The sequence below is a fragment of the Synechocystis sp. PCC 7509 genome (assembly GCF_000332075.2).
Lineage (GTDB): Bacteria > Cyanobacteriota > Cyanobacteriia > Cyanobacteriales > Chroococcidiopsidaceae > Aliterella.
Genome location: NZ_ALVU02000002.1, coordinates 267,252 through 280,300 on the forward strand (window position 1 = coordinate 267,252; position 13,049 = coordinate 280,300).

At 38.7% G+C, this 13,049-nt stretch carries 15 protein-coding genes; 4 read left to right on the forward strand and 11 right to left on the reverse strand.

Translation table 11 applies throughout. The features are described 5' to 3' along the window. The first annotated feature begins 273 nt into the window (after positions 1–273). Positions 274–1,647, forward strand: coding sequence for a hypothetical protein (locus SYN7509_RS26870; RefSeq protein WP_009631569.1), 1,374 nt, complete (start codon positions 274–276; stop codon positions 1,645–1,647). A gap of 646 nt (positions 1,648–2,293) precedes the next feature. Here SYN7509_RS26870 and SYN7509_RS0222520 read toward each other — a convergent pair. The 6 genes from SYN7509_RS0222520 to SYN7509_RS30820 form a co-directional block, all read right to left on the reverse strand. Next, positions 2,294–3,301 carry a patatin-like phospholipase family protein gene (locus SYN7509_RS0222520; protein ID WP_009631568.1) on the reverse strand — a complete coding sequence of 336 codons (1,008 nt, stop codon included), beginning with the start codon at positions 3,299–3,301 and terminating at the stop codon, positions 2,294–2,296. A gap of 65 nt (positions 3,302–3,366) precedes the next feature. Continuing rightward, a complete protein-coding gene (locus SYN7509_RS30800) occupies positions 3,367–3,702 on the reverse strand; it encodes a hypothetical protein (protein WP_028954529.1) in 336 nt (111 codons plus the stop codon). Between the two features lie 453 nt (positions 3,703–4,155). Then, positions 4,156–4,401 carry a hypothetical protein gene (locus SYN7509_RS30805; RefSeq protein ID WP_051482672.1) on the reverse strand — a complete coding sequence of 82 codons (246 nt, stop codon included), beginning with the start codon at positions 4,399–4,401 and terminating at the stop codon, positions 4,156–4,158. Between the two features lie 291 nt (positions 4,402–4,692). Then, positions 4,693–4,857: a hypothetical protein gene (locus SYN7509_RS30810; protein ID WP_202807371.1), complete on the reverse strand. Its 165-nt coding sequence runs from the start codon at positions 4,855–4,857 to the stop codon at positions 4,693–4,695. A gap of 209 nt (positions 4,858–5,066) precedes the next feature. Then, a complete protein-coding gene (locus tag SYN7509_RS30815) occupies positions 5,067–5,390 on the reverse strand; it encodes a hypothetical protein (protein WP_051482673.1) in 324 nt (107 codons plus the stop codon). 371 nt (positions 5,391–5,761) lie between these two features. Continuing rightward, the gene (locus tag SYN7509_RS30820; RefSeq protein WP_051482674.1) at positions 5,762–6,910 is read right to left on the reverse strand and encodes a dynamin family protein; all 1,149 of its coding nucleotides are present in this window, start codon (positions 6,908–6,910) and stop codon (positions 5,762–5,764) included. Between the two features lie 298 nt (positions 6,911–7,208). On the opposite strand from SYN7509_RS30820, the gene SYN7509_RS0222540 reads away from it, so the two are divergent. Both SYN7509_RS0222540 and SYN7509_RS0222545 read left to right on the forward strand, forming a co-directional pair. After that, entirely contained in the window at positions 7,209–7,496 is a 288-nt protein-coding gene (locus tag SYN7509_RS0222540) for a hypothetical protein (RefSeq protein WP_028954530.1), read from the forward strand. Next, positions 7,493–7,789: a hypothetical protein gene (locus tag SYN7509_RS0222545; RefSeq protein WP_009631565.1), complete on the forward strand. Its 297-nt coding sequence runs from the start codon at positions 7,493–7,495 to the stop codon at positions 7,787–7,789. The genes SYN7509_RS0222540 and SYN7509_RS0222545 overlap by 4 nt, the downstream gene beginning before the upstream one ends. A 106-nt stretch (positions 7,790–7,895) precedes the next feature. Here SYN7509_RS0222545 and SYN7509_RS0222550 read toward each other — a convergent pair whose 3' ends face one another. The 3 genes from SYN7509_RS0222550 to SYN7509_RS0222560 all read right to left on the reverse strand — a co-directional run bounded on the left by SYN7509_RS0222550 (position 7,896) and on the right by SYN7509_RS0222560 (position 9,225). Continuing rightward, positions 7,896–8,201, reverse strand: coding sequence for a pepsin/retropepsin-like aspartic protease family protein (locus SYN7509_RS0222550; RefSeq protein ID WP_227501580.1), 306 nt, complete (start codon positions 8,199–8,201; stop codon positions 7,896–7,898). A 106-nt stretch (positions 8,202–8,307) separates the two neighbouring features. Further along, positions 8,308–8,568: a hypothetical protein gene (locus SYN7509_RS0222555; RefSeq protein ID WP_009631563.1), complete on the reverse strand. Its 261-nt coding sequence runs from the start codon at positions 8,566–8,568 to the stop codon at positions 8,308–8,310. 66 nt (positions 8,569–8,634) lie between these two features. Continuing rightward, positions 8,635–9,225 carry a Uma2 family endonuclease gene (locus SYN7509_RS0222560; protein WP_227501581.1) on the reverse strand — a complete coding sequence of 197 codons (591 nt, stop codon included), beginning with the start codon at positions 9,223–9,225 and terminating at the stop codon, positions 8,635–8,637. Positions 9,226–9,368: 143 nt separating this feature from the next. Between SYN7509_RS0222560 and SYN7509_RS0222565 the strand changes: the two genes are divergently transcribed. Then, complete coding sequence (locus SYN7509_RS0222565; RefSeq protein ID WP_009631561.1) at positions 9,369–9,998, forward strand: hypothetical protein; 630 nt, start codon at positions 9,369–9,371, stop codon at positions 9,996–9,998. 107 nt (positions 9,999–10,105) lie between these two features. Here SYN7509_RS0222565 and SYN7509_RS27910 read toward each other — a convergent pair whose 3' ends face one another. Beyond that, the gene (locus tag SYN7509_RS27910) at positions 10,106–12,181 is read right to left on the reverse strand and encodes a CHASE2 domain-containing protein (RefSeq protein ID WP_158506188.1); all 2,076 of its coding nucleotides are present in this window, start codon (positions 12,179–12,181) and stop codon (positions 10,106–10,108) included. Between the two features lie 92 nt (positions 12,182–12,273). After that, positions 12,274–13,011 (reverse strand): DUF928 domain-containing protein, encoded by a 738-nt coding sequence (locus tag SYN7509_RS27915; RefSeq protein ID WP_009631559.1) that lies wholly within the window; start codon positions 13,009–13,011, stop codon positions 12,274–12,276. Positions 13,012–13,049 lie beyond the last annotated feature (38 nt).

The window sequence follows — 13,049 nt, forward strand, 5'->3', positions numbered from 1 at the left end:
TTACAAATGTTACTAAAATTAATACCCAGCAGTAGCCCAAGAAATATCTAAAACATAAAACAGTTAGGTAAATTAATTAATTGGTACTTTCAGACTACTTTTTTGCTCTTTCCTTATCTCGAACTAACGTTAAGTAGCTTTCTGCATTCTTGCTCATTACATCTTGGAACTTGCTGATTCAGTCTTACTTTCTCTAAAACTGTTAGAAAAGGCATATTTATGGGAAATATATTTTTAACTCCAATTACTGCTTATTAATTAAGTTGAAGACATATGAGTGACCATTTAGTTGATTTAGATGAGCTAATCCTACGTTGTAAAGACAAAACAACAAGAGAGTACATTCAAGAGGCTGTTTCTTGTTATCGAGTAGGTGCTTTTCGTTCTTGTATAGTTTCAACTTGGAATGCAGTAGTATTTGATGTTCTTTTCAAGTTGCGTCAACTTGAATTAACTGGAGATAAACGAGCAAAAGAATTATTAGCAAGATTTGAAACCCTTCGTTTATCAAATAATCCAAAAGAGCTATGGAATTTTGAAATCAGCATACCTGAATTAGCTCAAGAACTTGAATTTATTTCACCAATAGAATGTCAAGATTTGGGAAGATTAAATCTTGACCGTAATCGTTGCGCTCATCCTTCTATGCAATCATTAGAAGAACCATTTCAGGCTACACCTGAGTTAGCACGTTACCATTTACGTAATGCAATAATATATTTACTACAACATCCGCCTGTTCAAGGCAAAGTTGCTCTTAATCACATTTTAAAGGATATAGAGTCTGAGTTTTTTCCAGAACAAGATAAACAGCAAGCGATTCAAATTTTTAAGTCAAGTCCTTTAGGTCATGCTCGTAAAGCATTAGTTAGGAATATAATAATTGTATTAACAAAAAGGTTATTAGTTGAAAATGAAATAACTCGAAAACAACGCAATCGTGTAAATATTGCTTTAGAAGCAATATCAGAACTTTATTTTGCTGACTTTCATGAAGTCATCAAGACTGAACTCCCCAAAATTATTGATTCTGTGCCTGATGTAGAGTGGTACAAAGTTTTTAATTATTTACGTCGTATGCAAGTGTGGGAAGCTCTAAATGAAAGACAGAGAGTAAAAGCTCAGATTTGTTTAAAAAATATTCAAAACCTCAGTGATAATTATAATGCAGTGTTGTTAGTTCATGCTTTAGAAATACCTATTTTTGAATCTGCTGCATTTGAGAAAATTAATGAATTTAATAATGAAGATTTAACTTTTGCAATAGAAATTATTGACAAAAATAAAATAAAACTTAAATCTCAAAAGATAACTGAAATTATATTCACTTACAAAAATTATACAATTAATAAATTTATAGAATCTAAAAGCTTTGCTACAAGCAGTTTCTACGGTAAAAAGTTACTTTTAATATCAACATGGCTTCTTGAAGAAGAACTAATTATTATATTACAAGCATTTTGGCAAAACGACCAGATTTATTCGGCTGATAGAGAAATTCCAGAAATTATGGTAAATCTTTTTGAACAAACTACCAAAACTGAGCTTGTAAAAGAAAGCTGGCTCTTGGTTAAGCAAAAAATTGATGAGCGAAAATGTTATACAACTTTACTTGATCTGATTGATAACATAATCTTGTTAAGTTAGATTTAAAATAATTGAATTGAGAAGGGTAGATAAGCTAAATCAGTTTCTTGAGATTGGTTTGCTCTCACTAACAATTTTTGATTTCACTCTTTTAATATTTGAGTAAGTATTGGGGTATCAAAGCAAAACGTATGCTCATCATAATAACCTGGAATCATAATCGTTTTGACCATAAATATCTCATTATGAAACTAGATTAAGAACATTGTCAGCTTTTGTGCTGATAGTAAAATGTTGCTATATTCTAAAAGGAAATAATAAATTAAAATAATTTTAATAAATGAAATACTTTTGTCTATATTCAACGAATTATAAGTTCCTATTCAAGTGGCAACATTTATATATAGCAATCCTGAATCAGTTATGAAAACACACCATACATGAATACCTTTGGGAAATTAAAAATTTGCTGGTGAGTTACTAACTCAAACAATCGCTTCATGGCAAAGAAAGATTTACAGAGATGATATTCCTCATTTGTCACTTTCGGAAGATTAAAATCTGGAACCTCTTGTGAATAAGGATTTTGGCAAAGTTGGCGTAAGTGAGTTCATCTGTGATGAAATTAAGCTTGAAAGCCTTACATTACAAGCTTGTTCAAGTCTTGGTTATTTTGTGTGTGTTTACCCAGAGTGATTAAAGAGGGTTAAAGGGGCAAGTCTTCTAATAAACTTTGGGTAGAATTAGCTAGCGCATCATGGGTAAGGCGCTGGTTTTTAGTATTTATTAAGGTTTGAATTATTGGCTTTAAACAACGTTCTGCATCGTTGTAGCCTTGCTGTTGTAGTTCGTAAATGCGATCGCTTTTAAAATTTAGTAAACTACTAATTGAACCTAAAAATAGATTGTCGCTGCTATCAATTGGTTGTTCTGGTCTAATTTCAATAATTGTCTGCTCTGGGAAGTCGTGACGACTCCACACTGCACCATTGCACAAGTGAATTACAATTGCATGAGTGCATCCACGCGCTGCTAGTGCTTTTAGCGGTACATTGTCAGCTAAAGCCCCATCTACATAAGCTTTGCCATTAACTTTTCGACTAGGAAACGCTAAAGGAATAGCGGCACTAGCTAACAGTAAGTTATAAATAGTTTCTGTGTCTCTAAAGTCTTGGACGCACAGCCAATGAGAATCAGTTCCAGTTTTAGCGCGAACAAAATCAATTAACCAATCGTAGCCCAACCCAGGAATTTTTAAAGAAGGAAATACTGTTACCCATAATTCAATTCCATTAGCGAAGTTAGCTGGATCTACAGAGTCTCTTAATAGTTGCTCGATAGGAGCAGGGTCAAATATAGCACTACGGTCTTTTATTAGTCCTTGTTGCACTAAAAAATCAAGCACCCATTCGCGCAATGTAGGGACGAAAGTTTGAGCCGCATAACTAAATGTTTGGGATACTGTACCAGTATTCGGTCGTAAAATTGGCGCTTTACCTAACTGCTGCCACATTTCACTTAATCGGTTTACAGCGTCAGGGAATGGTGAATGAGTTGCCAAAACTGCACCATTAAGAGCGCCGATGCTAGTACCAGCAATAATTTGGGGTACTATCCCTAATTCGGACAGGTATTTTAATGCTCCCACTTGATACGCTCCTTTTGCACCTCCTCCAGCAAGTACAAGTCCAATTTTAGGTTTAATAGATTTCATTGTGGTGTAAATATTTATTCAATTACTGTGCTGACTTTGTAAGACATTTTTACTCGCTCCTAATCTCATCTCATTATCGCTAAACAATCGTTAGCTGTTTCTTCTACCACCGCAGTAATAAACTCTTTGACATCGGTAGTGCGCGAAATAGGAGCAATTTGAGCGCGACATAATGCGATCGCACTACTCGCAGGTTTATTAACTTTGGCTTCTTCAGGTAGTATTGCGAGTTCCAACGTTGTCCCAATCGCAAACAAGTAAGGAGTATGAACAAGGCGTTGATGGGGGAGTAGGAGCCGAACTTCAAGTAACCCCGCAGCTAATTCTCGTGCGGGAAAGACTTCGCTACTTTTAGTTTCTGACCAAGCTTGTTCTAATAATAAACAGGTCGCTAGCGGCAAAAAGTTTTAGGTAGTTCTTTACTTGTAGCACAGGATTTTATTTACAAGTAGCTGGCGATAAACGCTCCTTATCTCCCGGTTTCTAGTTCGTACTTAACAACAGAACTGCCTGAAGACTTCCCGCGTAGTGATGGCAACTTGCAACACCAATTTAGCTGACTGTAGGTTTGCCCTTCCTGCCCAAGCCGTGGATATATTGGTCTAAATCTTCATTAGCAGCAACACGCACTTCTAGCTTATGTATTCTTGCTTCTTGCTCGTCAAGTCTTGTTCGATGTGTTTGAGCGAGTTGGTCAAAGTTTGTTGCCTAAAGATAGTATGTCGATTGTTTTGTGTTGTTGGTGCACGATTTGATTTTGAGTGCCGAATAGCATCCCCGCGCCTCTAATAATTGATGTTTGCGGTAACTTGCAAGGCTACTTGGACTAATACACAGCCGCAAATCGCTAAGTTCTAGCACCCAGGTTTGATAAGGCTTTCTTGACCAGCAAGTAGGTGTGCCATCAAGCAAAGTCTTCGCTTATTGTCGCTATTATCAAGGGTATCAAACACTTTGTCTAAAGAAGCCTCTACTCTTGCAGTAGCGGATAATATCTTGCTAACTTGAATGCCATTAACTAGATCGACTAAGGCTTTATCACCAACGATAGGAACTTGGCGCTGCGGATATTGTAAGCGATCGGTTGACGGGCTTGGCAACGCCTATATTCTGCACTTTGCGTACTTGAAGGTTCGAGAGTAAAGAATATCGGTCCATTGCTTATCTCTCATTAAAAAATCTGTACGTTCAATATAGGTATCTGCTATTTTTGATTTTTTCACCTGCTTCTGGAATTACAGAAGTAAGTTCACTTACTAACTGCTCTTGCTGTGTCAAGTAAAAGTTTCTGGTCTTTTTGAGCTTGGTTTAAACTATTTTGGTAGTTACGAAGATAAATTATCCAAGCTTTGTAAAATAGGGACATCCACCCTCTCCCTTAAAATCTTCATCTAAAATACTGAGTTAATCCCTTGACTAATACTATTAATGCTTGTTTCCATTGATTGATTAATCTGAATAATTAATTCTTCTAAAGAAACCGTATAAAAATTTTCCTTTGTATCAGGTCGTCGTTTAAAAGTTTCTTTGACTTCAAGTGGGACGAGCCAAACCAATGCGATAATTTTCTTTTTTTTACGACTCGTTCTCCGTAACCGCCATCTATCATTATTTCGATATTGACTGGTCTACGTCAGGTTTGGACTAAATTTATACTCCATCAGCTTCAAGGTTAGGTTGTGGCAATGCTAAATCTAAGTTACTAAAAGTTTCATTTAAACGACTATGCGCCCGCCAAATTATTGGCTTGACTTGAAATAGTCAATCAAGCACCTTTTGACGCTCCTTGTTCGATTTCTTCTCCAACTTGTTCGCGTGTAGCAGCAAGTATAATTTCTGCTCTTTGTTTAGCCCACGCAACTGCCTGGTCTGTAAACTCTTTGGCATCAACTTTACTTTTAAATTCGACTTTCCCCGAACTTGTATAATCTACTTTAGAATTAAGCTTTTTATATATCCAATTAAACCAACTTATAAGATTAAGATTTGGAAGTGATATATCTTTGTTTAGAAATGCAGCCTCAAAGTGTTGAGGTGCAAGCGCGCAACTACCACGCTCGGAGCTGTTCTTTTGAAAGTAGTGTTCCAATGCTAACTTTAGCTTGCTCCCTTAATATTCTCAAGAATACAAACAAGTTTCTGTTGAAGTCGGCTTTTAATTTTATCAACTTCTTGTAGATGACTTTGACAAAAAACTAACGACGCTCTAAGTCCAGTTTCTAAGCTATCAACTTCAGATTTTAGATTTTTTCTGCATCTTGAGCGATGGCACTGCTACGAAGTTTTACATCATCACGCAGTTCTATCAAGCGGCTACGACTAAGATTAAGCGCAGACTTTATACACTTAGGAGCCGCTCTTTCCATAAGTGCATTAATTGCTCCTTCTAGAAATGGCTCAAATCTCCCGGACTTTTTCCAATAGTTTTTTGGCGCTTTTTTGATGTATTTTCATCTACTGCTAGGTCTCCTCAAGCTCTTCTTCCCAATCAATCCCGAATACCTCTTGAGCTAGTGAACGTGCTGTTTGCATTTCAGTAACTTCGGCATTAGGTTTGCGTTCTCGCTCCTGCATAAAGTTAGCCGCAGAAAACGCCCTTCTAGCTGATACCTCAAACACTCGCTTTGTATCTCTAGCATCTCCAAGCCCTAATTCCGCCTCTACAAACTGTCGCACTTGCTCAGGATTCATGTCCCCGTCACGGCGCTGGTCAACTTTGTTAATCAAGACGTACAAGTTCTCTTTGCCACGTAGATTAATAACTTGTTGAACATCTTTTTTAACTTTCTCTGCTGCTTCTGTTTTTAGTTGAGTAAAATCTAAAACAATTAATACTATTGAGCTTTTTGCTAATTGCTCTGACACAATCCTTCCTAGTTTAAGATTGTCTCCTGCTTCATTGGGTCCAGGAGTATCCACAATGACTAAGTTGCCGAGCTTGTCTAATTGAGTCGTCTGCGATCGCCAAAAGGATGTATCAATGCAAGGAACATCCTCTAGCTGACCAAGAGGATCTTTAGCAGGATTTAATAAACTACACAAACGGATAATATCGTTTAGACCTGTTAGCGCCTTAATAATTTCTTCGCGTCCAGTAGTTTTAATACGAGTTTGGAATCCTACTGCATTTTGAATCTCTTGTGATAACTGAGTTAAATGTGGATACTGAGCAATTTGTTCCTTCATCTGCTCAGTGCCTAATGCCTTAATTTTTTGACGTAAAGCTATAACCGTCTCCTGAAAAACTGTTAAGATTTCAGCACTTAGTGTTAAAGTTGATTCTTCTAGCTCGGCATTAAAGATAATTTCTGTGGGCAGTGTTGTCATTGCCGCATTACGACTAGGTAGAATTTCTTGACCAACGATCGCATTAATAATAGTAGATTTTCCCGCCTTCATCGGCGCAACAATCGCCATTCTTAACTCTAATTTTTTAACCTTGATGACTGCGGCAATTACATCTTTCTGAAACTCTCCGTACTTGTTCTCATTATTATCAGAATCAAGTGCTGTACTGGCACGGTTCATTAAGGCGCTGATTTGCTCTAGCAATTCAATAACGTCTTTTTGCAAGTCTTGGACGGTCGGCTTGAGAATTTCAGCAACCATTAAGTTTTATTCCGAATAATAGTGAATCCACTTAAGCCTATCGTTGCTCAATAGGTTAGTTATTACCTCAGTAAAATTACTAAGCTATTGATTGCTTTACCGCTCACTAGCCAATTGCCTGCTTGTCCCTAAAAGGCAATTGCTCAAAAGTAACAATGAGTCCTACTGAATTGAGTTTGAAACGGGGGCGATATATTCCCTCAAAATACTGTGTTGGTCAATTCCTTAGCTAGTCCTGCTTCTCGACACGAGTCTTAATTCTGCTCTTGATCGTTATCCAGCGCGGGCTAATGATGCTTTGGAGTATTTTCAGCAAGCGATCGCTACCTGGAAAAATAAACCGGGGATTGGTTTATTCATTCACGCCCTTAAGTCTGGTCAAAAGCCTTCCCTAACTAAACCAGGCTGCGGCTGGAAGGAATGGGCGGATGAAGCAATCAAGCTGCGGTTGATGCAGTATTCCCAGTCTCATAACGGCGATATCATGGTGCATTTCGTGGGCGGTGGTCAAGGATTGTGGAGTCGGTTACGGTCATTGTCTTGGTCGGAGGTTGAGCGCTTTATTAATGGGGGAGAAGTAAAATGAGCGATCGCATTCACCCACTCAAAAAGCGTATTGCCCAGTTAGAGTTAGAACTACGAGCAGTGCGAAAACAAGCCCAAGCCCAACGCCAAAGGATTGCTCAAAAGTGCGGACATGATTTTCTTGCGCTAGTTAATAGCGATCGCAACTGTAAAGTAGTTGTGATCGATATAGTGCAGAAGCTCGTATTTGAGGATGAGGCGGGGAATATCGTTTCTGAGACTGATGGGTCTTTGGTGGGCAAGCTTATTGAGGTGAGGTTCGGTTCAAGTCGCCAAATTGAGGAAGCTAACTGAAGCGATCGCAGTCAGTAACAGCAATTTGCTTATTTTGAGCGTAACGCCCAAAGACTTTATCACCCCATTCGTACCAACGTAATGCTGGGTTGCTGGTTCGCTCCCGCTATTTTACTCTTGAACGTAACTCAAAAGCTAGATCAGCACGATAGAAGCACACATCAAACTCGGCAAAAAAATTCATGTGACCTAGAATTAACGGAGCCTCTGTAGATTGCGTCCAGGCAAATGCCAGCAAGACAGAGGGAAACTCCGCAACGGTAGCTGATAAAACCAACCCTCGCGCTTCCATTTGAGCTAAATTACCGCTTAATTCGATTGGAACTGTTTGATCTTCCCAGACTGCGCCCAATTGCAATCCAACCTCGTAAGGCAAAACATTAACGCTTGCTCCCGTGTCCAGTAAAGCCATAGTCTCACAAGACCGATCTCTGTAGGTCAGCGAGAGCGGTAGATATGGCAATGTGCTAGATAGACCGCGACTGTTAGTACGTTCGATAAAAGAAAACCGCTTGCTATCAAGCATTGTCACCACGCTTTGCTGCCACTAAAAGCTCTGAAAGCGTTTGAACTGCTTCGTCTGCTTCATAAGGCGACCATACAACCGCTTCGGTAGATGCCAACTGCTTTAGTAACGAATCCTCCTGAGTTCCAATGTTACTTGCTTCCAGTTCGCAACCTTCTTCTTTTGCTACTGCTAATAGCAGAAAATGAATTAGGCGTAGCTTGTCTTGATGAGATAATTGACTGACGGTAGGAAGTAATTCGGATAAAGGCATAGGCTATAAAGGGGTATTTACTTATTAAATAGATTAATTGCTATTATCTTTAATGCTACGCTTCAATTATCCTAACGTTACATCCTCGTACAGCCCTACTATTGTCCCCTCAAAACCAATACTATCGAACCGAAATGATGTCCCATCCGGTCGATAAGACTGTAATACCCATAACCCTTGTTCACCACGCCTAAAACAATCAACTCTTTTGCGCTTGGTACTAATTAGAACGTACTCGCGCAGGCTGGTTATTTCTTGGTAATCAGCAAATTTATCGCCCCGGTCAAAAGCTTCAGTAGATTCAGACAAGACTTCAACGATTAAAGTAGGGAAACGCTTATAGGTAGGAGTTTCTTGGTCATCGGGATCGCAAGTAACCATAACATCGGGATAATAGAACCGATTGAGCGATTCAATTCGGGCTTTCATGTCTGAGATGTAAACACGACAGCCAGAACGCCTAACGTGGCTGCGTAAGCTAGAAGCGAGGTTTAGAGCAATGGTGACGTGGGCATCGCTTGCACCTGCCATAGCCAAGATTTGTCCATCAACGTATTCATGCTTGATATTGCTTTGCTCCTCCATCTGGAGGTACTCGTGGAAGGTAAGGTAAGGCTGCCCAGGAGAAGCAATCATAGAGGATAAGCCCAAACACATAGTTATTTTCTAGGATACTGCCTAATTATGCGACCGCGCGTCTCTACACTCAATAAAAAAATTACTGCCCAATTAAGCTATAAAGAGGATATCGTTTACTTCAACTTATTTTCCTGGTGCAAAACTCCCAATCCTCCGATCTTATGGTCGCCCAACTGCTAGAAATTGATAATAAATTAGCAACACAGGAAGTTGAATTAACACTTCAACTCCAGTCAATTCAAGAAAAACGCCATAGTCTTAAAAACGTTATTAGTCTATTTCCTCTATCAAATACTGCCACTCCCACAACCGTAGCAGAACCAACCCCGGTTGTTGAAAATGTGGCAGAACCTCAAGAAGCGGCAATTCCAGAAGAATTAGACGAGGTAACGACGGAAATTACCGAAACTGCGCCACAACCTCCAAAGCGACAAGGTAAGAGAAACTTATCGCCTAACAGCGACAAACTAAATAAAAAACCTGCGCCCGCTAAAGAGACAATTAAGGAAGCAGCTATTTGGCAACAGTATTTACAAGACGAGTTTATTAAGGACAGTTTAGCTGTTGCTGTTTTTGAAGTCATGCAGCAACAGCCAGATCGGGTATTAGAGATTACTACAATACTAAATACTCTCTTTGTACCGGAAATCCCAAAAGATATAAAAAGTACAGCGCGGGAGCGTGTCTCTAATATCCTCTCGGTGGGAGCGAAGAAAGGGAAATGGTATCGGGGAAAACTGGGTAAGTATAGTATGTCGAAAGCAGCCGTTGAGGACAGCGCAACCAGATAGAAGGGTGGGGTATAAAACTATGGATCATCATACAACTACGTTATTAGCCATAGTTTTAAACAATATTTATAAATAAACACAATAATATAAATTGTGTTTAATAAATTTCAACCACTAACTTCAACATTTTTGGGTAAAACCACCGTAAAGATAGTGCCGATACCTGATTGAGAATTTACACCTATCTGACCTTTATGTCTGTTAACGATAAGCTCATAAGCGAAATACAAACCGATTCCAGTTCCTTTATCGGGAGTTTTTGTAGTAAAGAAAGGATCGAAAATTTTATCTAGGATATTTTGAGGTATCCCTGCCCCATTGTCTTGGACAGTTATCTCTACAGAATCATTTGCAGCCAAATTCTTTGTTTTAATCTTGACTTCTGGCTTTAGGACTTGTTCAGTTAAAGATTTTTCGTAAGCTGCTTGGCAAGCATTATCGATAATATTTATTAAAGCTCTGTAAATATATTGAGCAATAAAATTAACTTGCCCAATTGAGTTGTCGTATTCAGTTATTAATTTAACGTCAAAATCACTATATTTGTATTGCAAACTATAAGAAACTACTTTAATTGTTGACTCAATTAGTTCATTAATATTAATAGGCTGGGAAGGAAAAGCTGGTCGGTCTGCTGAAAAAGTCATGCTTTGAATAGTTAATTCTATTCTCTTAGCTTGACTTTTAATATCTGTAATATTTGGAGTAATACCAGTAATAATTTCTTCAAAGTTCTCAATTATTGCTATCGGTAAATATTCATATTCTTGCTCAATTTCTAATTGCAGCTTTTCAATCATTTGAATGACCATATCTGTAAAATAGATTACAAAACTAAGAGGATTATTAATTTCATGCGCTATTCCTGCCATCAGAGTACCTAGAGAAGCAAGTTTAGATTGAGTAATAAGCTGCTCTTGAATGTTCTTCAGTTGAGTCATAGATTGCTCTAATTCCTGAGTGCGTTCGGCAACCTTTACTTCTAAATTTCGTTGACGTTCGTTCAACTTAATAATGTATGTATAAGTGGAAATTAATAAAGGAGATATAGTTAAAGCTAAAAAAGAAGGGACAACTGGAATCCACCAACCCCATAAAAAAGCTAAGTAGCTAATGCTTATTACTGCAACTGCTGCTGCTAAACTGCTAGATATCAAATTCAGAAAAAACTTTGCTACTAAGTTTTTTGAATCGCTAGTGTGCCACCATTTTCTAGCTAAAATAGTAATTAGTAGGCTCCAACTTATCATCCATAATAGTTCTACTTGTTCGTTTAAAGTTTTAATTATTGGTCTATTATCTAAAGCCGAACTAACAATTTGACTAGCTATTTGAGCTTGAACTTCCACCCCAGAAATTTCAATCGGTGTTGTTCTTAGATTCCAGCTATAAGGAGTAGAAAATTTATCATCGTTGAAGCTTGGAGAAGTTCTACCGATTAAAACAATGCGGTCGCGCATCAAATTGTTAAATTTTTTCCCCGCTAAAATATCGGTAATTGATACTCTAGTAAAACTTTGATTGGGGTTGCGGTAGTTAAGCAGAACTTGGTAGCCATCTGAGTCAGTGCGGACGTAACTACCAGCGTTTTCCTGCAACGGTCTATATATTGTGTCTTTTATTTTCATGCAACAATCATCAACAGTTTTCGGGGCAATCCCTTCCTTTGCTAAATAACTAAGGGCAAGAGCTACTCCTAAAGTTCTTGTTTGGTTATTAAGGAATAAAAGAGCGCGACGAACCACACCATCTCCATCTTCTACTGTATCAACAGCAGCTACTTGGTTTAGCTGTTCGAGAACAGGTGGCGGTGCAATCGTTGGATAATACTTGTCGCCAATTACTTTTTCTATACCAATGAGATTAGGTGTAGTTTTAAATACTTGAGCTAATTGGGGGTATCCTTTCCCTACTGGCACATTTCGATAGAAGTCTAGTCCGATTACTCGTGGTTTTTGCTGCTTAATTTTTGTTAGCAACTGGGCTAGGAGTTCGTCTGATAGCGGCTCTGCTGATTTTAAGATCGCAATGTCTTTTTCTTCAAATCCAACAATTACAATTCTATTATCTACCGTTTCAGTAGGGCGCAGTTGGAAATATATATCTAACGCCGTCCACTCGACAGGCTGCATCCAACCTAGAGCGCGTACTGCAAGTATTGCTATTGTTGGAAATGCAGCCACAAAATACCAAAGCAAAGCTGATTTTAAATTACGCATAATCGAGTTGAACGGTCGTTGCCTTTATACTTCTACTGACTACTAATAGTGTTAGGCTACTGCCGATCACTTACTGTGGACATCCCCACCTGAGAGAGCAATTTAGAAAAATACCAGAACGTTACTTTGCCGTGCGGATTTGCCTTATAACTGATGTAGCTACTGTCGAGCGCATCATACCAGATCCCATATCGTGCATAAACTAAACTACGTTTTTGTGGCTCTTGACCTTCCTTTGTAAGCGTTTGAGCAAGTGCAGGAGTAATAGCTACACGCTTAATCGAGCTATCAGCATAGCTGTTTTCTGAGGGACGCTCTTTGTTACACACTAAAGATACTGTCCAACGGTACTCTTTGCCCAATGCCAACCCAGGAACATCTGATGGTAACTCTAATTGCACGATACCTGAACGCTTTACCTTAAAAGAGCGGTCTACAATCGGCTTTGCTACCCCTGGTTCTACCAAAGTGAATCGTACAGGCAGCGTTATATCTGATACGTACCAAAAGAAAGTCGGACGAGCCGATACAGTTAAGGGCAGGTGATCGTCAGGGACTAAAAGTTGCAAGTTTGTATTCCCAGACTGGTCGCATCCTCTCGAACCTGCCCCTTTAGTCCGTGATGTCCTATTTGGACCTACTGGCGGAATGTACACTTGGGCAGTTTGAGCAGAAACTTTTTTACTAAAGTTTACCGTTCGTCCTATTATAGGTACATTAATTACATCAATGTCTGGCATTACAAATACTGTAAAACCAAACAGTAATAAAGCAACTTTTAAGGAATATCTCATTTTGTCAAGGCAAATTTTATTCGAGTAAATTATTACAT